We start from the raw sequence: 22,387 nt of genomic DNA, 5'->3' as shown, positions 1-22,387 counted from the left end.
CGTTCGCCGCCGCGGCAGTTCATTTCGCCACGGCTCGCTGTGGACTGCGCCACGTTGCGCATCCCCCGGTTCTGCCGTACCACAACGGGGGCCAAAACGGTCCCCTTTTCCGGACATTGACGAACGAAGCGACGAACGTCCGGGCGCGGTGCAACAATCGGCCAGCCTACCTCGCGCCGTGTGCCGACCGGGTCAGGGGGCAAGGTCCGAACGCAGTGCGGACAGCAGAAAGACGACCGTGCGTTCGCGCTCCGCCCATGCGGCCGTGTCCAGTTCGACGGACTGGAGGAGCGAGCAGGCGACCGTGTAGCCGTTCTCGGTGAGGGCCGCGCCCAGGATCTCGGCCTCGTCCCGGGTCGACGCGTGCGTCACGATCCGCTCGGGCCGGCGGTCGGCGACGGCGGTGACGACGGGGGCTCCGCCGCCCCCGATCCGTACGACATCGGGCTCGGGCAGCCGTTCCAGGACATGCGGAGCCCGTCCCTGGACGACCTGGAGCTGGACTCCGAAGGCCCGGGCCGCCGCGGTCGTGCGGGCGCAGGCGTCGGGGTCGCTGTCGACGGCCAGGACGGCGGCGCCGAAGCGGGCCGCCTCCACGGCCAGGGCCCCGCTGCCGGAGCCGATGTCCCAGAGCAGGTCGCCGGTCCGGGGTCCAAGGTGGGCGAGTTGGGCCGCGCGGAGTCCGGGTGCCTCGCCCTCGCCGCTCCGGCCGTGGGTGTCCGCGGCGGCGCCGCGGTAGGCGTCGGCGGGCAGTGCCCAGCCGCGTACGCCCTGGGGGTAGGCGGGGTGGCGCCCTGCGATCCAGGCTCCTTCGGCCCGCTGCTCGGGGCCTCCTCCGATGACGATGACGACGTTGGGGTCGCGCCAGACGTGGTCGGCGGCGGCGTCCGAGGTGACGACGGTGACCTGCTCGCGATCGGTGCCGAGCTCCTCGCAGATGACGAAGGTGCGGTGGACGCCTTCGAGCAGCAGGGCCAGTTCGGCGGGGCCCGCACCGGGCGAGGTGAGGACGGCGACCTTGTGGTGGGCGCGGCACACGTTCACCGCGCGGCGCAGGGTGCGGGGGTGGGCGACGACGGTCTGAGCGTCCTCCCACGGCATCCCGGCGCGGGCGAAGGCGGTGGCGACGGAGGAGACGGCGGGCACCACTTCCACTTCGAGGCCGTGCTCGGGGGCGCGCAGGGTGCGGACGACGCCGAAGAATCCGGGATCTCCGTCGGCGAGGACCACGGCGCTGCCGCGGTGGCCGGCGACGCGACGGGCCGCGAGGTCGACGGAGCCGAGCCGGATCCGCTCGGCGCCGTGCGGGACTTCGGGCAGGGCGAGGTGGTGGGCGGCTCCGGCGACGAGGGTGGCGGCCGAGAGCGCGGCCGTGGCCACTCTGGTCAGTGGCGAGCCGTCCCAGCCGATCACTGTGACCCGGTCGGCCATCTGTCGTCAGTCTCCTGGAGTCGTCGCAGGTGGGGCTGGTTGCCCGGGGTGGGGGCAGGGTGAGGCTACCCGGTCCGGACCGGTGCGGCGCCGGGTGGCCCGGAAATGCCGGAGCGTGTGCCGGGCGGCGCTCAGTTCCAGTCGTTGTAGGTGCCGTAGCCGCCCGCGTCGGCGAGCTCTTCGGCGACCCCTTCGAGGTCTTCGGGGAGCAGGCCCCAGACGATCAGATCGGTCCTGATGTCGGTCCATCCTCCGTCCTCGGTCTGCGAGCGGGCTATGCGGGCGTTGCGCAGGACTCCCTCGCTGATGCAGCCGAGCTTCTGCGCGACCTGCTGGGAGGCGGTGTTGTCGGCGGCGGTACGCAGTTCGATGCGCTCGAAGGCCTGGTCGCGGAAGAGCCACTGGGCCAGGGCCAGGACCGACTCGGTGGCATAGCCCTCGCCGCGCGCCCACGGGGCGGTGATGTAGGCGGCCTCGGTGGCGCGGGTACGCCAGTCGGTGTTGCGCAGCCGGACCGAGCCGACGAGGCGCTGGGTGAGGAACTCGGTGACGGCGAAAACGATCCCGTCTCCCTTGGTGCGCTGTGCAGGAGCGATCCTGCGGACCCAGCGTTCGGCGTCGACCTGGGTGTAGGGGTGGGGGGCCTCGGTCCAGGCGACGACGAGTTCGTCGTTCATCATCTCGATGTACGCGGGAATGTCCGCCATGTCGAACGGGCGCAGCACCAACCGGTCCGTGCTGATGGAGATGTCCGGAAAGGTGGAAGTCATGCGCAGCTCCATGCCGAAGACCGTGTAAAGGCACAGCATGCAGCATCGGGCGGACCTTGTGCATGGCCGGGTCGGCACGGCGGAGCCCCGCACACCCGGGCGGGGTGTGCGGGGCTCTGTGGGCAAGTGCTGTGCCGGGGTCAGGACTTGGCAGCGGTCCCGAAGGCCGGGATGACCGAGCCCTGGTAGGTGTCCTCGATGAACTTCTTGACCTCGTCGGAGTGGAGGAGCTTCACGAGCTTCTCGACGCGGGCGTCCTTCTCGTTGCCCTTCTTCACGGCGATGATGTTGGCGTAGGGGTTGCCGTCGGCCTTCTCCAGCACCAGGGCGTCCGTGGCGGGCTTGAGGTCGGCCTCGATGGCGTAGTTGCCGTTGATGACGGCGGCGTCCACGTCGTTCAGGGCGCGGGGGACGGTTGCGGCCTCCAGCTCCTTGAACTTCAGGCCCTTCTTGTCGGTGATGTCGCTCAGCTTGGCGCTGGTGCCGACGCCGTCCTTGAGGGTGATCAGGCCGTTCTCGGCGAGGAGCTGGAGCGCGCGGCCCTCGTTGGTGGTGTCGTTGGGTACGGCGATGGTCTGGCCGGACTTGATGTCGCCGAGGTCCTTGACCTTCTTGGAGTAGAGGCCGAGGGGCTCCAGGTGCACGGTGCCGACGGAGACCAGGTGGGTGTCGTTCTTCTTGTTGAAGTCGTCCAGGTAGGGCTGGTGCTGGAAGAAGTTGGCGTCGACCTGGCCGGTCTCGGTGGCGGTGTTCGGCAGGACGTAGTCCGTGAACTCCTTGACCTCCAGCTTGAGGCCCGCCTTCTCTGCCAGGTTCTTCTTGACGAAGCCCAGGATGTCGGCGTGCGGCGTCGGGGACGCGGCGACGACCAGGGCCTTGGAGGTGTCGGCAGCCGCGCCGGTCCCGGACTTGGACGCCGGGTCGGAGTCCGTACCGCAGGCGGTGAGGCCGAAGGCGAGGGCGGCGGTGGCGGCGGCAGCTGCGGTGATCTTGATGTTCCTACGCACGAAGAGTGCCTCTTTCAGGTGGTGATGGTGGTACGCCCGGACAAGGAGTGCGGGCTCGGAGAAAGGAAGTTCAGGTGGTGCGGCCGCGGCGGGCCAGCAGGCGTACGGCTCCGTCGCCGATCAGCTGGATCACGGTCACGATGACGACCAGGAGCACGACGGTGATGAGCATGAACCGGTTGTCGAAGCGCTGGAATCCGTAGGTGACGGCCTTGGAGCCGAGACCTTCGCCGCCGACCGCTCCGGCCATCGCCGAGTAGCCGATGAGCACGATCACGGTGGTGGTGACGCCGGAGACGAGGGACGGCAGGGCTTGCGGGAGGAGGACCTTGCGGACGATCGTCGGGATGGAGCCGCCCATGGACTGGACCGCTTCGACGAGCCCGTGGTCGACCTCGCGGACCGCCGTCTCGACGAGGCGCGCGAAGAACGGGATGGCGCCGACGGCGAGCGGCACGATCATCGCGGTCGGGCCGATGAAGGTACCGACGACCCAGGTGGTGAAGGGGATCAGGGCGATCAGCAGGATGATGAACGGCAGCGAGCGGCCGATGTTCACGATCACGCCGATGACCTTGTTCACCGGGGTGTTCTGCAGCAGTCCGCCCTTGTCGGTGAGGACGAGCAGGACACCGAGCGGCAGTCCGGCCAGGACGGTGACGACGGCGGACCACAGGACCATGTAGAGGGTGTCGACGGTGCCCTGCGTCAGCAGCGGCTGCATTTCGGACCAGGTCACTTCGCCACCTCCTTGGTGAGCGGTGCGGGGATGGTGACGGATTCGGCCGCGGTGCCGTCGACGAGCTCGGCCTGCAGCCCCTGCTCGCGCAGGAAGCCGATCGGGACGACGTTGTCCTCGAACCGGCCGGGCAGCTCGATGCGCATCCGGCCGATCTGCCTGCCGCCGACGGTGTCCATGGCGGCGCCCAGGATCGAGATGTCGATGTTGTACGTACGGGAGAGCTGCGAGATCACCGGCCGGCCTGCCGCGTCACCGTGGAAGGTGACGTCGACGACCGTGCGGTCCGGGCCGGAGGCGCTGCCGCCGACCGGGAACAGCTCGTGGGCGAGGGCGGAGCCCGGAGTGGCGAGGAGGTCGCCGACGGTGCCGGACTCGACGATCCGTCCCTTCTGCATCAGCGCGGCGGAGTCGCAGATCGTCTTGACGACGTCCATCTCGTGCGTGATGAGCAGGACGGTGAGGCCGAGCTGCTGGTTGAGGTCGCGCAGCAGCTGGAGGATGGAGCGGGTCGTCTCGGGGTCCAGCGCCGAGGTCGCCTCGTCGGAGAGCAGCACCTTGGGGTCGCCCGCGAGTGCGCGGGCGATGCCGACACGCTGCTTCTGGCCGCCGGAGAGCTGGCCCGGGTAGGCCTTGGCCTTGTCGGCGAGGCCGACCAGGCCGAGGAGTTCGACCGCCTTGCGGGACCGTTCGCGGCCGGTGATTCCGAGGATCTCCAGCGGGAGTTCCACATTGCCCTGGACGGTGCGGGAGGCCAGCAGGTTGAAGTGCTGGAAGACCATGCCGATGCGGCTGCGCGCCTCGCGCAGTTCCTTGCCGGCCCGGCGGCCGCGGCCGGCGAGCGCGGTGAGGTCCTGGCCGGCGACGGTCACGGTGCCGGAGGTGGGCCGCTCCAGCAGGTTGACGCAGCGGATGAGGGAGGACTTGCCGGCGCCGCTCTGCCCGATGACGCCGTACACCTCGCCCTCGCGGACGTGCAGGTCGACGCCGTCCAGAGCGGTGACCTCACGGCCGCGCGACTGGTAGACCTTCGTGAGGCCCGTAGTGGTGATCACAGGGTTTCCGTCACTGTCGAGTGCGCGGCGCGGTGTCCGCCGGGCACGGGGAAGTCGTCCGATGAGGCTGTCCGGACGTTTCGATCGGACGTGGCGAGCGGGGTCCCGGCACGGCCGGGCGCGGCGGTGGCCGCGGGGCAACGTGCTGGAAGGGCGCGTTCCGCTGGGTGCGGACGGCTCCGGCTCGGTCTCGCTTCGGGGCGCGAGGCTCGGTCGTGGGCCCTCAGAAGGCGCGCATTCGACACATACAACGAGCACCGGGCGTCGTGATCGCCTCGGTCGCAAGGATGCGGCTGCTCGTCGTGGTCATGGGCCAAGTAAAACAGACGTGCGGTTCCCACCGAACCGGGCGTCCGGATAGCGGACAGCCGTGGATGGTGCGCCGCCACCGCCCGGCGGGCCGGGGCGCGTCCCGGCCTCAAGGCTGTGACCTGCACGGACGCAAGGGTGCGGCCTGGCCCGGGGCCGTCCTTCAGGGGCCGGGGCCACGCACATGTGTGGCCAAGGCCACGACTTCCTCCCCGGCCGTCCGTACCTGCGCGAGGACCGGTACGGCTCCGCGCGAGGACCGGGAGCACCTCCGCGCGAGGACCGGTACGGCTCCGCGCGAGGACCGGGAGCACCTCCGCGCGAGGACCGGTGGCACCTCTCCGCGCCGGGCGGCGGGGGCGTGCGGGCCCGGGGGCGCACGCAACGGCCCTCGCGTCCCGTAATACCCTCGGCTCATGCTTGACGCCCTGACGATCGCGGTCGGCGTGACCGCCCTCGCCCTCGCCGCCTGGTGCGGATTCGCCGCCTACCGGGACCAGCCGACCAAGGACTGGCACTTCATCGGGATGGCCGTGGTCACCCTGCTGGCGCTGTCCCAGCTGGTGGTGGGGATCGTGCAGCTGGCCCGCGGCGAGCGGCCGGAGCAGGGCATGACCATCTTCATCGCGTATCTGATCGGGGCGTTCCTCACCGTACCGGCGGCGGGCTTCCTGTCGCTGAGCGAGCGGACCCGGTGGGGTTCGGTGACGGTGGCGGCGGGCGCGGTCGTGCTGGCCGTTCTCGAAGTACGGCTCTACGACATCTGGGGAAACTGACCGTGACCGACACCGATCGCACCCCCGCAGCGGCCTCCGGCGAGAAGCAGCCCTTCGACCTGGGCACCGGCCCCGGGCGGGTACTGGTCTGGTTCTACGGCGTGTTCACCGTGGCCGCGGCGTCCCGGGCGATCGTCCAGATGATCCTGGACTTCGGGAAGGCCCCGCTGTCCTACGTACTGTCGGCCGCCGCCGCGGCGGTCTACGGCTTCATCACCTACTCGCTGGTGCGCGGGGGCGAGAGGGCGCGGCGGACGGCGCTGGTGTGCTGCGCCGCCGAGCTCGCCGGAGTGCTGATCGTGGGTACGTGGACGCTGGTCGAGCCGTCCGCGTTCTCGGACGCCACGGTCTGGTCGTACTTCGGCCGGGACTACCTCTTCATCCCGGTGATCCTTCCGGTCACCGGGATGATGTGGCTGCGCCGCGCCCGGAGCGAGTGACTAAGCGCTCGTCACATACGCGGGCGCCGAGGCCTCCTTCTCCAGGAGGATCATGCGGACGCCGTCCTGGCCGGTGGCGTCGCCGACGGGGGCGTAGCCGGCCCGCCGGTAGAGCCGCAGATTGCCCTCGCTGCGGTGTCCGGTGTGCAGGCAGTAACGGGTGGCCGACCGCTGGTCGGTGAGTCCGGCCTCCACCGCTCCCAGCAGGCGGGCGCCGAGGCCGTGTCCCTGGAGCCGGGGGTGGACGCAGAGGCGCCCGATCTCTCCCGCACCGTCCTGCCCCATCGACCCGCGTACCGAACCGACGACTTCGTCGCCGAGCCGTGCCACGAACACCAGGTTCGTGGCGATCTCGGCGCGCATCGCGTCGAGGGTCTCGACGAGCGGGTCGATCCGGTAGTTCCCGTACAACTCCGCCTCGCTCTGAAAACAGAGGTACTGGAGTTTCAAGATCTGTTCGGCGTCCTGTGCCTTCGCCGCCGAGACGATCACGCTCATGCCCATCTGCGCATGCCTCTCGCTCACCTGATCCGCCGGTTGTCTACCGCTCCTTTCCCCGCAGTTCAGGAGCTACAACCTCCGCCGCCAGCATTCTGCGCAGACATCCAAGGCATCGGGAACGGATCGGACCCAAACTCCCCTGTGACATACCCAACTCCCCTGCGATTTCGCGGTAGGTGGGATCTTCCGGGGCCAGGAGCGCGTGCAGTAAGCGGGCGCAGGGGCCGGGGAGCCGGTCCACCGCGGCGTGCAGCATCCGGCGTTGATCGGCTCCGAGGGCGGCGCGCTCCGGGCAGCCGGAGAGGTCGGCGGCCCTCTCGTCACGGTACGGGCGCTCGCGCCGGGCGGTGCGGCGGGCCCGGCGGGCCTCCGCCCTGACGGTGTCCCGCACCCAGCGGGCGGTGTCCGGAGGCGGTCCCTGACCGGCCGGCCGTTCCAGCAGCCGCAGCCAGACGGCCTGTTCGAGGTCGGCGGGGTCGACGGCCGCGCCGGTGGCAAAGGCCGCTGCTTCCGCTCGCGCCTCGGCTCTGACCAGGGGATACAAGGCGCGGACGAGGGTCGCGGCGCTCCGGGCGGGCACGGCGTGAGGAAGATCGAGAAGCGTCATGCCCCCACCCGATCCGCAATACCGTCCACCGGTCGCCGAACCTGCCGGGACCACCCGACCGGGGCACGCCCCGGCCGGGTGCTGACGACCGGCGATCCGGGTGCCGCTACCGGCCGGAGAAGTCCGCCGCCGCGAGCAGCGCCGTGTCCGGGTTGTCGGAGAAGATCCCGTCGATTCCCGTGGCGAAGTACGCGGCGAAGGCGCCGAAGGCGTCCCCGTAGGCGTTGGGGTCCGTGCCCTTGCGGAAGTCGGCGGGCAGGAAGGTGTTCTCGTTGCGCATCGTGTACGGGTGCAGGATCAGGCCCTGCGCGTGCGCGTCCCGCACCAGGGTGGTGGGCGTGGTGAGCCGGCCCGAGCCGTCCTTCGGGATGATCAGGTCCAGGGTGGGGCCGATGCCCTGCGCGAACGACGCCATCCACTTCAGGCCCTCGGGCGTCACCAGATCGTCGGTGGTGCGAGGGTCGCCGGAGGCCACGAAGTCCCAGGGCCTGGAGCCGGTGCCGGAGAGCAGGACGACGCGCGGAGTGGCGACGAGCTTCGACAGCCGCTGGATGCTGCCGGGTTCGAAGGACTGGAGGATGAGCGGCGACTGGGCACGGTGCCTGTTGTAGCGGCGCAGCAGCTTGGCGAGCGGCTCCTCCAGGCCGAGCCCCAGGCCGCGGAAGTAGGTGGGGTGCTTGGTCTCGACGTACAGCCAGACGGGCTTGCCGCGCCGGCGGCCCTCGCGGTCGGCCCAGCGCAGGACCTCCTCGAAGGTGGGGACCTCCCAGCGGCCGTCGTACAGCGTGTTCTTCTGGCGGTTGCCGGGGATGCGCTCCTTGGCCCGCAGCGTCTTGAGTTCGGCGAGGGTGAAGTCCTCGGTGAACCAGCCGGTCAGGGAGACGCCGTCGACCTTCTTGGTCGTCCGGCGGCTCGCGAACTCGGGGTGGGCGGCGACGTCGGTCGTGGCGGTGATGTCGTTCTCGTGGCGGCATACGAGATGGCCGTCCCTGGTCGGCACCAGGTCCTGCTCGATGATGTGCGCGCCCATGTCGAGGGCCAGCTGGTAGGAGCCGAGCGTGTGCTCGGGTCGGTATCCGCTGGTGCCCCGGTGCCCGATGACGGTGGGCACCGGCAGGTCGAGGCGGTGGCCGCCGTGCTTCTCCGCGGGCTTCCCGGCCGCCTGCGCCGTTGCGGTGACTCCGAGGGCGGCGGTGCCGAGTACGGCGGCCCCCGCGCCCATGACGGTCCGTCGTCCGGGACTGGCCTGCGCACGCTCTGTCATGAATGCTCCTCGCATGTGATGTCCGGCACCTGTCGGGCGAGGACCGAGCGTAGGCAGCGGTGCGGTCCGGACGGCGCCATCCGGGCGAACATGGCGCAAACACACGTCAACACTGCGTATCCACTGAGTGAACCCGATGTGCGATCAGCGAGTACCCGCGAGTATCGTCCTCACCTGCATGGACCCTCACCATCCGTCGCCACGGCCGGCCCGGCCACTACACCGGAGGAACCGTTGTCCCGTCTCGCACTCATCAAGGCAGTGCTCGGACCGATCCTGCGTCTGATGTTCCGTCCGCGGATGGAGGGCATCGAGAACATTCCGGGCTCCGGGCCGGTGATCCTGGCGGGCAACCACCTGACGTTCATCGACTCGATGATCATGCCGATCTGCTGCGACCGTCCGGTGTTCTTCATCGGCAAGGACGAGTACGTCACGGGCAAGGGGCTCAAGGGCCGGCTGATGGCCTGGTTCTTCACGGGTGTCGGCATGATCCCGGTGGACCGGGACGGCGGCCGCGGTGGTGTCGCGGCGCTGATGACGGGCCGCCGGATCCTGGAGGAGGGCAAGGCCTTCGCGATCTACCCGGAGGGCACCCGCTCCCCCGACGGCCGCCTCTACCGGGGCCGTACGGGCATCGCACGCCTGACGCTGATGACGGGGGCTCCGGTGGTGCCCTTCGCGATGATCGGTACGGACAAGCTGCAGCCGGGCGGCTCCGGTCTGCCGCGGCCCGGCAAGGTCACGGTCCGCTTCGGTGAGGCGATGGAGTTCTCGCGCTACGAGGGCATGGACCGCGACCGCTACGTGCTGCGGGCGGTGACGGACTCCGTGATGGCCGAGGTGATGCGGCTGTCCGGCCAGGAGTACGTCGACATGTACGCAACGAAGGCGAAGGCCGCCTGAGCCGGAGCGCGGCGACGCGGCACAGACGACAGGAAGGGCCCGTACGCCGGTCGGCGGTACGGGCCCTTTCGCATGCCCGCGTCAGTCGTGGACGATGCCTTCCTCCAGTTCCTGGCCGCGCAGCAGGAACCAGGCGGCGACCGCTGTCGCCATGAGGACGGCCGCACCGATGGCCGAGGCGGCCCCCAGCCCGTCGACGAAGGCGTCCTGGGCGGCGGAGACCAGGGTCGTCGCCTCGGGTTCGGGCAGCGCCTCGGCGGCTTCGACCGCGCCGCCCAGCGACTCGTGGGCGGCCGCCGCGATGTCGGGCGGGGTTCCGGCGGGGGCGTTGAAGCCCTGGTACACCCCGGTGACGATGGAGCCGAGCAGGGCGATGCCGAGGGCGGCTCCCAGCTCGTACGCCGTTTCGGAGACCGCGGAGGCGGAGCCGGCGTGCTCCTTCGGGACGCTGGAGAGGATCACGTCGGAGGTGACCGTGAAGGCGAAGCCCGCGCCCACCCCGACGACGAGCAGGAGCGCGCCGATCAACGGGTAGGCGGTGTCCTTGTGGACGGCGGAGACCGCGGCCAGTGACAGGCCGATCCCGGCGAGGCCACCGGTCACCACGACGCGTACGGAGTAGCGGCGGGCGACGGTTCCGGCCAGCAGGCCCGCCGTGACCGCGCCGACCGCGGCGGGGAGTTCGGCGAGTCCGGCCTCCAGCGGTGCGCGCCCCTGGACCAGTTGCAGGAACTGGGAGAGGAAGAAGACCAGGCCGGAGAGGCCGAGGATGGTCAGCAGGTCGGCGAGCACCGCGCCCGAGAATCCCCGGTGGTGGAAGAGCCGCATGTCGAGCAGCGGGGCGGGGAGCCGGAACTGCCGGCGGACGAACCAGATGAGCAACGCCGGGCCGCCGAGCCCCGAGAGGACGACCTCCCAGCTCACGCCGTGTGCGGCCAGTTCCTTGATGGCGTAGACGAACCCGATCATGCCGACCAGGGAGAGCGCCACGCTCAGCAGGTCCCAGGGGCCGGGTGCGGGGTTCTTCGACTCGGGGATCATCTTGATGCCGACCACGACGAGTACCGCCATGACCGGCACGTTGATCAGGAAGACCGAGCCCCACCAGAAGTGCTCCAGCAGGAATCCGCCGACGACGGGGCCGACGGCCGCTCCCGCCGACGCCATCGCGCCCCAGATACCGATGGCGAGGCTGCGCTCCCGCGGGTCGTGGAAGAGGTTGCGGATCAGGGCGAGGGTGGACGGCATCAGGGTGGCGCCCGCGACGCCCAGCAGGGCCCGCGCCAGGATCATCATCTCGGGCGTGTGCGCGTACGCGTTGAGCACCGAGACCGCGCCGAAGGCGGTGGCACCGCACAGCAGCAGCTTCTTGCGGCCGATGCGGTCACCGAGGCTGCCCATCGAGACCAGGAGTCCGGCGATGACGAACGAGTAGACGTCGCCGATCCAGAGCAGCTGGGTGCCGGTCGGTTCGAGGTCCTCGCTGAGGAACGGGGTCGCGAGGCCCAGCACGGTGGCGTCGATGGCCACCAGCAGCACCGCGAGCACGAGCACGGACAGCGCGATCCACCGCCCGGGGCGGTGCAGCTCGGGCTCGGGCTCGGGTTGCTGTTCCATGCTGCTCATTGCTCCACGCTCCGGCGTGCGCCGCCGAGCAGCAACTCGACGATCATGTAGGCGAAGTCCGCTCCGGCCACCCGGCCCGCCTGGACGGCCCACGCGGCGCTGCTGATGAGCCCGTAGAGCGCTTCGGTCAGCCAGGCCGGGGTCAGGTCGATGCGGATCTCGCCGCGCTCCTGGCCGCGCCGGAAGAACGCGGCGACCCGGGCGTCCAGCCGGTCCCAGCCGTCGTTCTGCCCGTCGCCCTCGAAGAGCTGATTCTCGGTCACGAGGAAGGAGAGGAGCCCCGCGCTGGGCTCGATCGCGGCGACGAACCTGCGCAGCGCCTCCTGCGAGCTGCCCTCGTCCAGCACCGCGGCGTCGAGGGCGGCTTCGAACTCCTGGATCCCCAGCTCCTCCAACGCCCTGACCAGGGCGTCCCGTCCGGCGAAGTGCCGGTGCAGGGTGGCGCGGCCGATGCCGGCGGCTCTGGCCACCTCGTCCATGGTGGCCGTCGATTTGCGGGTCAGCAGGGCCGCGGCGCTGCGCAGCACCTGCTCACGATCAAGAGTCATGAGACGACACTAACCCATACGAGACACCAACGTCTCACTTAAAAGGGGCTCGCGCCGCGTGCCGTGCACGGAGGAGCATGTCGGCATGAAGCCGATGCTGCTGATCGACATCGACGGTCCGCTCAATCCGTACGCAGCACTCTCCCGCCGCCGCAGGCCGGACGGATACACCCGGCATCTCATGCGGCCGACAGGGTGGACCGAGGGCGCGGCCCTGCCCGTTCTGCTCAACCCGGAGCACGGCGGCGAACTGCTCGCGCTGGCCGCCCGCTACGACCTGGTCTGGGCGACCACGTGGAAGGACGAGGCGAACGAGTGGATCGGGCCGCGGCTGGGGCTGCCCGCGCTGCCGTACATCGACTGGCCGGACATGCACGGCGCCGCACCGGCCGGGACGTACTGGAAGACGCAGTACGTCGTGGCGTACGCGGCCGGGCGGCCGTTCGCCTGGGTCGACGACGAGATCACCGACCGGGACCGGGCGTGGGTCGCGGAGCAGGGGGCGGGCGGCGAGAGCCTGCTGCTGCGGATCGATCCGCGGGCCGGCCTGGCGCGGGCCGACTTCGACGCACTGGCCGCGTGGGCGGACGGCCGGGGAACGGTCGGCTGACCGCCCCGCACCGTGCCCCGTTCAGTCGCCGAGGAGCATCAGGTCGAGCCCGGGCAGCCGCGCCGGGTCGTTGATCACGAAGAGCTCGGCGATCCTTCCGCGTTCGATCGTGAACCGCATGACCGAGAAGCGCCGCCCCTCCACCTCCGAGACGACGGCCGGGGCCCCGTCGAGCAGCGCGAACCGCGCCGAACGGCCGAACGGGGCGAACATGATCGCCTGCCGGGCCACGTTCGCGGCCCCGCGCACGAGCGAGGCGGCCCCGGCCGCGCCTTCGGACCGGGCCACGACATCCGGGTCGAGCACGGCGACGAGCGCGTCGAAGTCGCCGTCGCGGGCGGCGGCGAGGAACGCGTCGACGACCTCACGCCGGCGGGCCGCGTCCGGGTCGGGCACCGGGTCGGCGCCCTGGACCCGGCGGCGGGCCCGGCTGGCGAGCTTCCGGGCGGCGGCCGGGGTACGGTCCACGATCCGGGCGATCTCGTCGAAGGGCACCGCGAACATGTCGTGCAGCACGAAGGCCAGGCGCTCGGCGGGGTCCAGCGTCTCGAGCACGACGAGCAGCGCGAGACCCACCGAGTCGGCCATCAGCGCCTGCTGCTCCGGGTCGCCTCCCGGCTGCGGCCCCAGGGTGCGGCCGGACAGGGACGCGTCCGGTGCCCCGGACTCCAGGGGTTCCTCCCGGCGGGTGCGGCGGGAGCGCAGGATGTCCAGACAGACGCGGCCGACCACGGTGGTCAGCCAGCCGCCCAGGTTGCCGATCGCCGCACTGTCGGAGCGGCCGAGCCGGATCCACGCCTCCTGAACGGCGTCCTCCGCCTCGATGTCCGAGCCGAGCATCCGATACGCCACCGCCTTGAGGCGTTCCCGGTTCTCCTCGAAGCGTGCCGCCAGGAACTCGTTTCCGTCCACAGCCGTCCTCCTGCGTCGTGTGCCGTCACCACGCTGACGTACCGGAGGCGTCCGATGTGACAGAAGTCCGGGGAGGCCTCAGCTCCACGGGAGCGACGCGCGGTGCCGCCAGTACGCCTCCGGCTCCTCGACCAGCGCGTCCAGCCCGGCCCTGCGCTCCTCGTCGAGGCCGAGGACGGCAGCGTGGAGGTTGCCGGCGAGCTGGGTGACGGTCGCCGCGCCGGAGAGCACGACCCCGGCCCAGGGCTGGTGCAGCACCAGCGCCATGGCGACCGCGTCGCTGCCGAGTCCTTCCTCGGCGGCGATCTCCCGCATCACGGCGGGGGCCTCCGTGCCCGCGAGCCGGCCGTTGGCCATGGCTTCCTTGACGATGACGGTGAGCCCGGCGGCATGGGCCTCGGCGAGCGCCGGTCCGGCCGAGGTCTCCAGGGCGTTGTACGTGGCCTGGACGGTACGGAAGAGGGGTTCGCCGTCCACCGTGACGGTCAGGGCCGCGCGGATCGCTTCGGCCTGGTCCGGTCCGCTGGTGGAGAGGCCCACGCTGACCCCGTCCGCCGCGAGCGCGGCGAGCCGGGCGTGCAGTTCCTTGTCGGTGAGCGCCGGGCTGTCGGGAGTCACCGAGTGGATCTGGTAGAGGTCGAGCCGGTCCCCGAGCAGTTCGCCGGTCTCGGCGCGCTGGCGCAGATACGTGGCGAGCGTGTGGTCCTTGACCTCGTGCGCCTCGGCGTCGACGCTCCAGCCGGCGGTGTAGGTGTAGCCCCACTTGCTCCCGACGACGACGTCGCGGACCTCGGGCCTGGCGGTCAGCCACTCGCCGAGGAACTCCTCGGAGCGTCCGTAGGAGCGGGCTGCGTCGAAGTACCGGACGCCCTGCGCGTAGGCCGCGTCCAGCAGCTCGTGGGTCCGGGCGCGCAGGTCGTCGGCGGTCCGCTCGCCGGGCAGGTCGCGGTCGCGGTGGAGGTTGATGTAGCCGGGCCTGCCGACCGCCGCCAGGCCGAGCCCGATGTGAGCGGTCGGGGTGGTCGCTGTGGTCAGTCGGGCGAACGGCATCGCGGGCTCCTCGTCGTCGGCAGGATTCTCGCCTACCCCCAACGTAGCCCGCGATGCTCCAGCGGCTACTTGCGCGCGCGGCCGCCCGGAGACGTACGTGCCGTTCCAGGACAGCGGCGACCCCGCGGCTACTTGCGCGCGGTCGCCCAGGCGTGCTGGGTCGCCAGATCCGCCTTCAGCTCGGCCAGCTGAACGGCGACGGCCGAGGGAGCCGTGCCGCCGCGTCCGTTGCGGGAGGCGAGCGCGCCGGCCACGTTGAGGACCGAACGGACCTCGGGGGTCAGGTGCTCGGAGATCTTCGCGAACTGCTCGTCGGTCAGCTCGTCGAGCTCGATGCCGTGGCTCTCGCACTCCTTGACGCACTCACCGGCGACCTCGTGGGCGACGCGGAACGGGACGCCCTTCTTGACCAGCCATTCGGCGATGTCGGTGGCGAGCGAGAACCCGGCCGGGGCCAGTTCCTCCATGCGCGCGCGGTTGACGGTGAGGGTGGCCATCATGCCGGTGAAGGCCGGGAGCAGGACCTCCAGCTGGTCGCAGGAGTCGAACACCGGCTCCTTGTCCTCCTGGAGATCGCGGTTGTACGCGAGCGGCAGGGCCTTCAGCGTGGCCATGAGGCCGGTCAGGTTGCCGATGAGCCGTCCGGACTTGCCCCGGGCCAGTTCGGCGATGTCGGGGTTCTTCTTCTGCGGCATGATCGAGGAGCCGGTGGAGAAGGCGTCGTGCAGGGTGACGAAGGAGAACTCCTTCGTGTTCCAGATGATGATCTCCTCGGCGATCCGGGAGAGGTTGACGCCGATCATCGCGGTGACGAAGGCGAACTCCGCGACGAAGTCCCGGGAGGCCGTTCCGTCGATGGAGTTGCCCACCGAACCCCGCTCGAAGCCGAGGTCGGCCGCGACCGCCTCCGGGTCGAGCCCGAGCGAGGAGCCGGCGAGGGCTCCGGAGCCGTACGGGGACACCGCGGTCCGCTCGTCCCACTGGCGCAGCCGCTCCGCGTCCCGGGACAGGGACTGCACATGGGCCAGGACGTGATGGGCGAAGAGCACCGGCTGGGCGTGCTGGAGGTGCGTACGGCCGGGCATGGCCACGTCCGGGTGGGCCTCGGCGAGGCCGACGAGGGCGTCCTGGAGCCCGGCGATCAGACCGCCGATGATGCGGGCGTGGTCGCGCAGGTACATGCGGAAGAGCGTGGCGATCTGGTCGTTGCGGGACCGTCCGGCACGCAGCTTGCCGCCGAGGTCGGGGCCGAGCCGCTCCAGCAGTCCGCGCTCCAGGGCGGTGTGAACGTCCTCGTCGGCGATCGTGCCGGTGAAGGAGCCGTCCGCGACATCGGCTTCCAGCTGGTCGAGGCCGGCGGTCATCCGCGTCAGCTCGTCCTCGGTGAGCAGGCCCGCCTTGTGGAGGACGCGCGCGTGGGCGCGGGAGCCGGCGATGTCGTACGGCGCGAGCCGCCAGTCGAAGTGGACGGACGCGGACAGCCTGGCCAGCGCCTCGGCCGGGCCGTCCGCGAAGCGGGCGCCCCAGAGACGTACGTCGCCGTTGCCGTTGCCGTTGCTCACTGCGTGCTCCTCGGAAGAACCAGGGGGTTGGATGTGCGACCGCTCGCCCGTGCGGCACACCCGGTCGCGGACGCCGCTCACGGCGCCGGTCCACGGACAGCCGCTGCCGCAATCACTAGCAGGCATAACTATGCGGTCCTCTGTATGTTTTGTCAAAGCTGGCGGCCGCGGCCCGCCACCGGACAGTTCGCGGGCGCCGCCGCGCCGCCCCCGCTACGGTCTGCATCTTCGGCACACCTGGGGGGAACCATGAACGACGCCTCGACGACGGCGCGGGAACTGGCCGGCGGCGCGTCCCTGCGCGACGTGCTCGGGCAGGCACCGGCGGAATCCTGGCCGGCGCTCGACCGCGCGATACGCGAACTGCGGCCCCAGGAGCTCGGAGTCCATGTCGCGCCCGCCGGCCGGTGGTTGCAGTGGCCCTGGAATTCTCCGCTGCCGGTCTTGAGACGGAGCCCCCGGTCCCGGCCGGAATCAGCGACGGTCCTGTCCCTGTGCCACCACGACGGCAGGATCCGGGAGGCGGCCCTCGAACTGACGCCCGGCTCCCCCGACCTGCTGCCGCTCCTGATCGTGCGGTGCACGGACTGGGCGGCTCCGGTCCGCGAACGGGCCCGGGCCCTGCTGTCGGAGGTGCCCGCGCCCGCACTCGCGCCGGGTGCGGAACTGATCCTGCTGCTGGCCCGGCGCGAGCAGGGCCGGTTCGCGGTGGACCTGCTCGGCCGGGTACTGCGCGAGGGCCCCGCCGCGCAGGTGGAGGCGCTGCTGACAAGCCCCGACCGCGCCACCCGCCGGTTCGCCCACCGCATCGCCGTCGACCGCGGCCTGCTCGCGCCGGGCCGACTGGCCCGCCTGGCCGCGGATTCCGGCGACGCGTCCCTCCAGGACCTCTGCGCGGAGGCGGCCGTCGCGTCGATGCGGGACAAGGACCACGACGACGTGCTCGGCGTACTGCTGAAGGCCAGGAACGGACGCGTGCGGGCGGCGGGGGTCACCGCGCTGCGGCGCACCGGGCGGCACGACGAGGCGCGGGCCCGGCTCACGGACCGTTCGGGGGTCGTACGGGCCTGTGCCCGGTACGTACTGCGGCAGGGCGGGACCGACCCGCTGCCGCTGTACCGGGCGATGTGCGCCGGCGAGGTCACCGAGCCGGGCGCCGCCGCGGGACTCGGCGAATGCGGTGACCGTACGGACGCGGAGACGTTGTGGGCCCTGGTCCAGCACCCCGAGGCCGCCGTGCGCGTCCACGCGGTCACCGGGCTGCGGGCCCTCGACGCGGTGACGCGGACCGGCCTGGCCCCGCTGATCGAGGACCCGTCATCCGCCGTGGTCCGGGCGGCGACCCGGGCCCTGCTGCCCCACGCGGCGGGCTTCTCCCGGGAGTGGCTGTCCGCACGGAACGCGCCCGACCGGCCGCGGGCGGTGCGGGTGGCGGCGCAGCGACTGCTCCGGGCCGCGGGGTACAGCCGTCCCACGGGCTGAAATTGACGGCTCCGCCGGATATCGGGCGCGGATACTCGCGGCATGGGAAAAACCTACGAACGTATCGATGGACGGCTGCGGACCTTCATCGAGGAGCAGCGCATGTTCTTCACCGCGACGGCGCCGCTGGACGGGGAGGGCACGGTCAACCTCTCCCCCAAGGGCCTCAGCGGCTCCTTCACCGTGCTGGACGAACAGCGCGTCGCCTATCTGGACTTCGCCGGGAGCAACGCGGAGACGGTCGCCCATCTGCGTGAGAACGGGCGGATCACCCTGATGTGGTGTGCCTTCGAGGGCCCGCCGAACATCGTGCGGGTGCACGGCCGCGGTGAGCCCGTCTTCCGGGACGATCCCCGCTTCCCGGAACTCCTGGCACGGTTCGACGGGGTGGATCCCTCCCGGCACGGGTTGCGGGCCGTCATCGTGGTGACGGCCGAACTGATCCGGGACACCTGCGGATACGGCGTGCCGTTCATGAGCTACGACGAGGACCGTCCGCTGCACGGGCAGCGCTTCGCGCGGGAGGACGACGCCTCGCTCAGCGCCTACTTCGAGAAGAAGGAGCACGTCGCCACCAGCATCGACGGCCTGCCCGGGCTGCCGCTCCCGTTGCCGGTCATGCCGCCCGCGCCCTGAGCGGCCGGACCGTCCGGAGCGGGCGCGCGCCCGTGTCCTGAGCCACTGGGCCGTACGGAGCAGGTCCGCGGGTGCCCGGGCGGCGGCGGGTCTACGGTCCGGGCATGCGCAGACTCCTGGTGACCGGTTCGGTCCTGCTCGCTCTCGCCGGCCTCGTGGGTGCCCGGCCCCCGGTGGCGGCGCCGCTGCCGTGGCGGCTGGCCGACACGGGCGGGGGCAGCCAGCTCATCACGGCCGAGGCAGCCGGTCCCGCCTCCACCACGGGCACGGTCACCTGGTGGAGTCTGCGGGGCGGCCGCTGGCTGACGGCCGGATCGGCGCCCGCCAGGTTCGGGGCGAACGGGCTGGCCGAGGGGGCTTCACGCGAGCAGGGCACGGACACGACGCCCACCGGGCTGTACGACCTGCCGTACGCCTTCGGGGTCGAGGCGGCCCGGCCCGGGACGCGCTATCCGTACCGCCGGGTCGGCGACCGGTCGTGGTGGTGCCAGGACAACGAGGCGCGCGCCTACAACCGGTGGGTGGAGCCGCGCCCCGCCGACTGCCGGGCGGCCGAGGCCGAGCACCTGATCACGTACCCGGCGCAGTACGCCCGGGCCCTCGTCGTCGGCTTCAACTACCACCGGCCGGTACGGGGACGAGGCGCCGGGATCTTCCTCCACGTCAACGGGCGCGGCGCGACCGCCGGCTGTGTCTCCGTGCCGGCGGCCGCGATGGACCGGATCCTGGCCTGGGCCGATCCGGTCCGCCGTCCGCACATCGCGATCGGAACCCGCTCCGGTCCGACCGCGATCACGCGCTACTGAGGTCTCGTCCCGCCGCGGCCACCACCGCGGCGCCCGTCTACGGGTCCGCCCGACGGGCACTCCCGGGAAGCGGGAAGCCGGAAGCCGTGTGCTCGTGCGGCGCAGGCCGAGCCGGGCCGGGAGCCCGTCCTCGCCGCGCTCAGCCCGTCGGCTCCGAGGTCTGCGCGGAATGCGGCCGCCCGTCATCCGTCACGGATCCGCCCGGCCTCCCGGCGAGTGGCGTGGAGTCCAGATAGCGGATCTCGTACGCGCGCTCGACGAAGCGCCAGCCTTCCGGAGTCCGCAGGTAACGATCGTGGTAGAGCCCGTAGTTGAGGTGCGAGCCGCCACCGCGGATCCGGATGGCCTCGGAGAGGCAGGCACGGCCGGTCGCGGTGTCTCCCGAGAGTGAGACGACGCCGGGGTGGGCCGTCTGGACGAAGACCTCGAAGCCCGCCTCACGCTGCTGCCCGAGGCCCCGGATCCCGTCGCGGCCGACGGCCTCGATACCGGCGTCCGGGATGCGGACGACGCCGTCCGGCACGAAGAGCCCGGCGAGCCGGTCGTGGTCGTTCATCATCGCCGCGTCCGTGAACTCGGCGCGGAGCGCGTCGATCTCGGCACGGTCCCGCGACTCGTCCGCCTCGCGCCCCACCGCGTCGCTCACGAGACGGCCGCCGACGGCGGTGCGACCGTCGCGTGCGGCGACGAGGTCGACGACGATCTCGTCGCGATGGTGCTCTCCGAGGGTCATTGCGACCGCGTCCGTCACCGCTGCGACGAGCCGGGCCTCGGTCTGCCGGCCGTCGGCCCGGGTGAACGCGTCCTCCCCGATGGCGAACGTCACGGTGGGCGCCGCTTCCCGGCACGGCACCCCGCCGACGGCCCAGCGGCCGGCCGCGAGTCCCACGAGCCGTACGACCACGAGATCGCGGGCCCGCTCTCCGCAGACGGAGGTGACGGCTCGGGTGAGCCGGGCGATGAGGTCCCTCTCGTGTCCGGCGATCTGCGGCTCTAGGGCGGTGACGGTGAGATGAGGCATGGCCGGTCGTCTCCTTCTGGTATCCACTGGTGGGAAGCGGCTCAGGCGATGGACGCAGCGCGGGCACGGCGCAGATGTCCGAGTGCCGTGGACCAGCCGACGACGCGGTCGAGCAGTTCCTCCAGCGAGCGCGCCCGGGACGCACCCGGAGCGAACACCCTGAAGTCGTCGAAGTCCGTGGCCAGGTGAAGAGAGACCTGGGCCGGCACGTCGGCGAGCCCGAGCAGACCGCACAGCTGCCGCAACTGGGCGGCGGACCCCGCGCCGCCCGCGGCACCGTAGGCGACGATCCCGGCGGCCTTGTCCGCCCAGCCGGCGTGGACGAAGTCGATGGCGTTCTTGAGCGCGGCGGGCAGCTGGCTGTTGTACTCCGGCGTGACGAACACGAACCCGTCGAGCGACTCGACCGTGCGCACCCAGGACTGCGCCCCGGGGCCTCCGGTTCCGCCCATGGCGGGTGGAACCGGCTGGTCGAAGAGGGGGAGCCGGAACTCGGCGAGATCGACGAGCTCGAACTCGGCGTCGGACCTCCGCGCCGAGACCTCATGGACCCACCCGGCCACCTGCGGGCCGAGCCGTCCCGGACGGGTGCTGCCGATGACGATGCCGATCCTGGTCATGCCGCTTCCTCCTGTCGCGATTCCCTGGCTGTGCCACAGACACGCGGCCGTCCGCCGTGCCCGCACCCACACCGACGCGGCAGCGGCCTCGATCGTCAGGGGACGGGGCCGCGTTGCCGCCTGACATCCGCGGGGGCTGATGCGTCGTCCTTCACGGGAGGATCCGTACGTGACGACTGGAGGGCGCTGACCGGATGGACACCACAGGCGGAAGCAAGGACGCCGCGGCAGACCCCGAGGACGAGCCGCTCATCGCGGAACGGCGCAACCTCGCGAATCTCGCCTACCGGCTGCTCGGCTCACTGACCGAGGCGGAGGACGCCGTCCAGGAGGCGTACGCACGTTGGTTCGCGCAGTCCGTGGAGCGACGGGCCGCTGTCGTGAATCCCGCGGCCTGGTTGACCACCGTCGTGAGCCGCGTCTGCATGGACCAGCTCCGTTCGGCCCGTACGCGCCGGGAGCGGTACGTCGGTGAGTGGATTCCGGAGCCGGTGCCGGAACGCGCCGAGTGGACCGGGCTCTCCCGCGGATCGACGGCGAGGGATCCCGCCGACCACATCACGCTGGACGAGTCCGTCGAGATGGCGTTCCTGGTCGTGCTCGACTCGATGACTCCGGCCGAGCGCGTCGCCTTCATGCTGCACGACGTGTTCCGGGTGCCGTTCAGCGAGGTGGCGGAGATCGTCGGCCGCACGCCGGGAGCCTGCCGCGAGCTCGCCTCGTCGGGGCGCCGGCGCGTGGCCGCCGCCCGCACCGGCGGGGCACGGGCCCGGCAGCGTTCCGTCGTCGTGGGCGAGTTCCGGCAGGCGTGGCAGGCCAAGGACATGGACGCCCTGGTCCGGCTCCTCGACCCGTCGGTCGTCGCCGTCGCCGACGGCGGCGGCCGCGCGGCGGCCTCACCCACGCCCGTCCGGGGCCACTTCCAGGTCGCGGAGTTCCTGGTGCGTCTGGCGGGCCTCGCAGGCCGGCTGGACCTCCTGGAGCGGACCGTCAACGGGCAGCCGGGCCTCGTCGCGGTCGACGGCGATCAGGTTCTGACCGTGTACGCGTTCGACATCGAGGAGTCCCGCATCCGGCGCATCTGGGCGATTCGCAACCCGGACAAGCTGCGGCCATGGAGCCGTTGAGGCGCTCGCGGGCCTCCCGCCTGACAATTGCCGCCGCAGGGACGTCGACCGGTCGGGCCGTCGGCCCGCCGTGAGGCGGTGCCCGGACCGGCCGGATACGGATTCCAGGAAAGGAAGTACCGATGTCGTTCCACTCCCACACCCTGCACCTGACCGTGCGCGGCGCGGACGAGGCGTCCGCCTGGTACCAACAGGCCTTCGGAGCCGAGGAGCTCACCAGGCTGGTGGTGCCCGGCGGCCGGCTGATCCACGTCCAGGTCCGCATCGGGACGCTCACCCTGATGCTGGCCGACGAGTTCCCCGAGATGGACTCCTACGGGCCGCAGCACTTCGGCGGCACCTACGGCGCCCTCTACCTGCACGTCGGCGATGTCGATGCCGCCTGGGAGCGGGCCGTCGGTGGCGGGGCCACCGTGATCCGTCCGTTGAGCGACGCCTTCTGGGGCGAGCGGGAGGGCCAGCTGCTCGACCCGTTCGGTCATCGGTGGGGGCTCACGCAGCAACTCCGTGACGTTCCGCTCGCGGAGCTCCAGAAGCTCACGACCGAAGCGTTCTCCGGCCTCGCCGAGGACTGAACGCCAC

24 protein-coding genes are annotated in these 22,387 nt (G+C 71.6%); 9 read left to right on the top strand and 15 right to left on the bottom strand.

Annotated elements, in window-relative coordinates; translation table 11 throughout:
• Positions 1–192: 192 nt before the first annotated feature.
• The 5 genes from cbiE to ACIQMX_RS26930 all read right to left on the bottom strand — a co-directional run bounded on the left by cbiE (position 193) and on the right by ACIQMX_RS26930 (position 5,002).
• The gene (gene cbiE, locus ACIQMX_RS26950) at positions 193–1,431 is read right to left on the bottom strand and encodes a precorrin-6y C5,15-methyltransferase (decarboxylating) subunit CbiE (RefSeq protein WP_363072314.1); all 1,239 of its coding nucleotides are present in this window, start codon (positions 1,429–1,431) and stop codon (positions 193–195) included.
• 131 nt (positions 1,432–1,562) lie between these two features.
• Positions 1,563–2,240 carry a GNAT family N-acetyltransferase gene (locus tag ACIQMX_RS26945; protein ID WP_363072312.1) on the bottom strand — a complete coding sequence of 226 codons (678 nt, stop codon included), beginning with the start codon at positions 2,238–2,240 and terminating at the stop codon, positions 1,563–1,565.
• Positions 2,241–2,341: 101 nt separating this feature from the next.
• The gene (locus tag ACIQMX_RS26940; RefSeq protein ID WP_363072310.1) at positions 2,342–3,208 is read right to left on the bottom strand and encodes a MetQ/NlpA family ABC transporter substrate-binding protein; all 867 of its coding nucleotides are present in this window, start codon (positions 3,206–3,208) and stop codon (positions 2,342–2,344) included.
• A 70-nt stretch (positions 3,209–3,278) separates the two neighbouring features.
• Positions 3,279–3,947, bottom strand: coding sequence for a methionine ABC transporter permease (locus ACIQMX_RS26935; protein ID WP_363072308.1), 669 nt, complete (start codon positions 3,945–3,947; stop codon positions 3,279–3,281).
• On the bottom strand, positions 3,944–5,002 hold the full coding sequence (locus ACIQMX_RS26930) for a methionine ABC transporter ATP-binding protein (protein WP_402481816.1): 1,059 nt from the start codon (positions 5,000–5,002) through the stop codon (positions 3,944–3,946). Before ACIQMX_RS26930 ends, ACIQMX_RS26935 begins: the two co-directional genes overlap by 4 nt.
• Positions 5,003–5,727: 725 nt before the next feature.
• Here ACIQMX_RS26930 and ACIQMX_RS26925 point away from each other — a divergent pair.
• Both ACIQMX_RS26925 and ACIQMX_RS26920 read left to right on the top strand, forming a co-directional pair.
• Positions 5,728–6,087 (top strand): hypothetical protein, encoded by a 360-nt coding sequence (locus ACIQMX_RS26925; protein ID WP_402481813.1) that lies wholly within the window; start codon positions 5,728–5,730, stop codon positions 6,085–6,087.
• Between the two features lie 2 nt (positions 6,088–6,089).
• Positions 6,090–6,527: a hypothetical protein gene (locus ACIQMX_RS26920; RefSeq protein ID WP_402481810.1), complete on the top strand. Its 438-nt coding sequence runs from the start codon at positions 6,090–6,092 to the stop codon at positions 6,525–6,527.
• Here the strand turns inward: ACIQMX_RS26920 and ACIQMX_RS26915 are convergent, their stop codons facing one another.
• The 3 genes from ACIQMX_RS26915 to ACIQMX_RS26905 all read right to left on the bottom strand — a co-directional run bounded on the left by ACIQMX_RS26915 (position 6,528) and on the right by ACIQMX_RS26905 (position 8,899).
• Positions 6,528–7,031 (bottom strand): GNAT family N-acetyltransferase, encoded by a 504-nt coding sequence (locus ACIQMX_RS26915; protein WP_402481934.1) that lies wholly within the window; start codon positions 7,029–7,031, stop codon positions 6,528–6,530.
• 37 nt (positions 7,032–7,068) lie between these two features.
• The gene (locus ACIQMX_RS26910) at positions 7,069–7,635 is read right to left on the bottom strand and encodes a sigma-70 family RNA polymerase sigma factor (protein WP_363072300.1); all 567 of its coding nucleotides are present in this window, start codon (positions 7,633–7,635) and stop codon (positions 7,069–7,071) included.
• A 106-nt stretch (positions 7,636–7,741) separates the two neighbouring features.
• Complete coding sequence (locus ACIQMX_RS26905) at positions 7,742–8,899, bottom strand: glycerophosphodiester phosphodiesterase (RefSeq protein WP_402481807.1); 1,158 nt, start codon at positions 8,897–8,899, stop codon at positions 7,742–7,744.
• Between the two features lie 234 nt (positions 8,900–9,133).
• Here ACIQMX_RS26905 and ACIQMX_RS26900 point away from each other — a divergent pair, with 234 nt between their 5' ends.
• Complete coding sequence (locus ACIQMX_RS26900; protein ID WP_356317306.1) at positions 9,134–9,805, top strand: lysophospholipid acyltransferase family protein; 672 nt, start codon at positions 9,134–9,136, stop codon at positions 9,803–9,805.
• An 81-nt stretch (positions 9,806–9,886) separates the two neighbouring features.
• On the opposite strand, the gene ACIQMX_RS26895 is transcribed toward ACIQMX_RS26900, so the two are convergent.
• On the bottom strand, positions 9,887–11,431 hold the full coding sequence (locus ACIQMX_RS26895; RefSeq protein ID WP_363072297.1) for an MFS transporter: 1,545 nt from the start codon (positions 11,429–11,431) through the stop codon (positions 9,887–9,889).
• Positions 11,428–11,979 carry a TetR/AcrR family transcriptional regulator gene (locus ACIQMX_RS26890; RefSeq protein ID WP_363072295.1) on the bottom strand — a complete coding sequence of 184 codons (552 nt, stop codon included), beginning with the start codon at positions 11,977–11,979 and terminating at the stop codon, positions 11,428–11,430. The genes ACIQMX_RS26895 and ACIQMX_RS26890 overlap by 4 nt, the downstream gene beginning before the upstream one ends.
• 85 nt (positions 11,980–12,064) lie before the next feature.
• On the opposite strand from ACIQMX_RS26890, the gene ACIQMX_RS26885 reads away from it, so the two are divergent.
• On the top strand, positions 12,065–12,589 hold the full coding sequence (locus ACIQMX_RS26885) for an HAD domain-containing protein (protein WP_363072293.1): 525 nt from the start codon (positions 12,065–12,067) through the stop codon (positions 12,587–12,589).
• Between the two features lie 21 nt (positions 12,590–12,610).
• Here ACIQMX_RS26885 and ACIQMX_RS26880 read toward each other — a convergent pair whose 3' ends face one another.
• The 3 genes from ACIQMX_RS26880 to argH form a co-directional block, all read right to left on the bottom strand.
• Positions 12,611–13,501 carry a sigma-70 family RNA polymerase sigma factor gene (locus ACIQMX_RS26880; RefSeq protein WP_402481801.1) on the bottom strand — a complete coding sequence of 297 codons (891 nt, stop codon included), beginning with the start codon at positions 13,499–13,501 and terminating at the stop codon, positions 12,611–12,613.
• 78 nt (positions 13,502–13,579) lie between these two features.
• Positions 13,580–14,551, bottom strand: coding sequence for an aldo/keto reductase (locus ACIQMX_RS26875; RefSeq protein WP_402481798.1), 972 nt, complete (start codon positions 14,549–14,551; stop codon positions 13,580–13,582).
• A 128-nt stretch (positions 14,552–14,679) separates the two neighbouring features.
• Complete coding sequence (gene argH, locus ACIQMX_RS26870; RefSeq protein ID WP_363072287.1) at positions 14,680–16,113, bottom strand: argininosuccinate lyase; 1,434 nt, start codon at positions 16,111–16,113, stop codon at positions 14,680–14,682.
• A 249-nt stretch (positions 16,114–16,362) separates the two neighbouring features.
• On the opposite strand from argH, the gene ACIQMX_RS26865 reads away from it, so the two are divergent.
• The 3 genes from ACIQMX_RS26865 to ACIQMX_RS26855 all read left to right on the top strand — a co-directional run bounded on the left by ACIQMX_RS26865 (position 16,363) and on the right by ACIQMX_RS26855 (position 19,037).
• A complete protein-coding gene (locus tag ACIQMX_RS26865) occupies positions 16,363–17,595 on the top strand; it encodes a hypothetical protein (protein WP_402481795.1) in 1,233 nt (410 codons plus the stop codon).
• 42 nt (positions 17,596–17,637) lie between these two features.
• A complete protein-coding gene (locus tag ACIQMX_RS26860) occupies positions 17,638–18,231 on the top strand; it encodes a pyridoxamine 5'-phosphate oxidase family protein (protein ID WP_363072283.1) in 594 nt (197 codons plus the stop codon).
• A 104-nt stretch (positions 18,232–18,335) separates the two neighbouring features.
• Entirely contained in the window at positions 18,336–19,037 is a 702-nt protein-coding gene (locus ACIQMX_RS26855; protein WP_402481791.1) for a L,D-transpeptidase, read from the top strand.
• Positions 19,038–19,176: 139 nt separating this feature from the next.
• Here ACIQMX_RS26855 and ACIQMX_RS26850 read toward each other — a convergent pair whose 3' ends face one another.
• Together ACIQMX_RS26850 and ACIQMX_RS26845 are read right to left on the bottom strand one after the other, a co-directional pair.
• The gene (locus ACIQMX_RS26850) at positions 19,177–20,058 is read right to left on the bottom strand and encodes a nuclear transport factor 2 family protein (RefSeq protein ID WP_402481788.1); all 882 of its coding nucleotides are present in this window, start codon (positions 20,056–20,058) and stop codon (positions 19,177–19,179) included.
• A gap of 41 nt (positions 20,059–20,099) precedes the next feature.
• Positions 20,100–20,678 carry an NADPH-dependent FMN reductase gene (locus ACIQMX_RS26845; RefSeq protein WP_402481786.1) on the bottom strand — a complete coding sequence of 193 codons (579 nt, stop codon included), beginning with the start codon at positions 20,676–20,678 and terminating at the stop codon, positions 20,100–20,102.
• Positions 20,679–20,872: 194 nt separating this feature from the next.
• Between ACIQMX_RS26845 and sigJ the strand changes: the two genes are divergently transcribed.
• Together sigJ and ACIQMX_RS26835 are read left to right on the top strand one after the other, a co-directional pair.
• A complete protein-coding gene (sigJ, locus tag ACIQMX_RS26840) occupies positions 20,873–21,805 on the top strand; it encodes an RNA polymerase sigma factor SigJ (protein WP_402481783.1) in 933 nt (310 codons plus the stop codon).
• A 122-nt stretch (positions 21,806–21,927) separates the two neighbouring features.
• On the top strand, positions 21,928–22,380 hold the full coding sequence (locus tag ACIQMX_RS26835; RefSeq protein WP_363072271.1) for a VOC family protein: 453 nt from the start codon (positions 21,928–21,930) through the stop codon (positions 22,378–22,380).
• The last annotated feature ends 7 nt before the right edge of the window (positions 22,381–22,387 follow it).

Source organism: Streptomyces sp. NPDC091416 (assembly GCF_044756845.1).
GTDB lineage: Bacteria > Actinomycetota > Actinomycetes > Streptomycetales > Streptomycetaceae > Streptomyces.
Note: the sequence above shows the minus strand (reverse complement) of the source record. Positions and strands in the feature narration are given on the sequence as shown.

Excerpts from the sequence above, each read along its gene's own strand:
- ACIQMX_RS26885 (WP_363072293.1), top strand. The coding sequence starts at position 12,065 with ATGAAGCCGATGCTGCTGATCGACATCGACGGTCCGCTCAATCCGTAC.
- ACIQMX_RS26850 (WP_402481788.1), bottom strand. The coding sequence starts at position 20,058 with ATGCCTCATCTCACCGTCACCGCCCTAGAGCCGCAGATCGCCGGACAC.
- ACIQMX_RS26865 (WP_402481795.1), top strand. The coding sequence starts at position 16,363 with ATGAACGACGCCTCGACGACGGCGCGGGAACTGGCCGGCGGCGCGTCC.
- ACIQMX_RS26905 (WP_402481807.1), bottom strand. The coding sequence starts at position 8,899 with ATGACAGAGCGTGCGCAGGCCAGTCCCGGACGACGGACCGTCATGGGC.
- ACIQMX_RS26895 (WP_363072297.1), bottom strand. The coding sequence starts at position 11,431 with ATGAGCAGCATGGAACAGCAACCCGAGCCCGAGCCCGAGCTGCACCGC.
- ACIQMX_RS26835 (WP_363072271.1), top strand. The coding sequence starts at position 21,928 with ATGTCGTTCCACTCCCACACCCTGCACCTGACCGTGCGCGGCGCGGAC.
- sigJ (WP_402481783.1), top strand. The coding sequence starts at position 20,873 with ATGGACACCACAGGCGGAAGCAAGGACGCCGCGGCAGACCCCGAGGAC.
- ACIQMX_RS26860 (WP_363072283.1), top strand. The coding sequence starts at position 17,638 with ATGGGAAAAACCTACGAACGTATCGATGGACGGCTGCGGACCTTCATC.
- ACIQMX_RS26925 (WP_402481813.1), top strand. The coding sequence starts at position 5,728 with ATGCTTGACGCCCTGACGATCGCGGTCGGCGTGACCGCCCTCGCCCTC.
- ACIQMX_RS26915 (WP_402481934.1), bottom strand. The coding sequence starts at position 7,031 with ATGGGCATGAGCGTGATCGTCTCGGCGGCGAAGGCACAGGACGCCGAA.
- ACIQMX_RS26890 (WP_363072295.1), bottom strand. The coding sequence starts at position 11,979 with ATGACTCTTGATCGTGAGCAGGTGCTGCGCAGCGCCGCGGCCCTGCTG.
- ACIQMX_RS26945 (WP_363072312.1), bottom strand. The coding sequence starts at position 2,240 with ATGCTGTGCCTTTACACGGTCTTCGGCATGGAGCTGCGCATGACTTCC.
- ACIQMX_RS26910 (WP_363072300.1), bottom strand. The coding sequence starts at position 7,635 with ATGACGCTTCTCGATCTTCCTCACGCCGTGCCCGCCCGGAGCGCCGCG.
- cbiE (WP_363072314.1), bottom strand. The coding sequence starts at position 1,431 with ATGGCCGACCGGGTCACAGTGATCGGCTGGGACGGCTCGCCACTGACC.
- ACIQMX_RS26845 (WP_402481786.1), bottom strand. The coding sequence starts at position 20,678 with ATGACCAGGATCGGCATCGTCATCGGCAGCACCCGTCCGGGACGGCTC.
- ACIQMX_RS26875 (WP_402481798.1), bottom strand. The coding sequence starts at position 14,551 with ATGCCGTTCGCCCGACTGACCACAGCGACCACCCCGACCGCTCACATC.
- ACIQMX_RS26855 (WP_402481791.1), top strand. The coding sequence starts at position 18,336 with ATGCGCAGACTCCTGGTGACCGGTTCGGTCCTGCTCGCTCTCGCCGGC.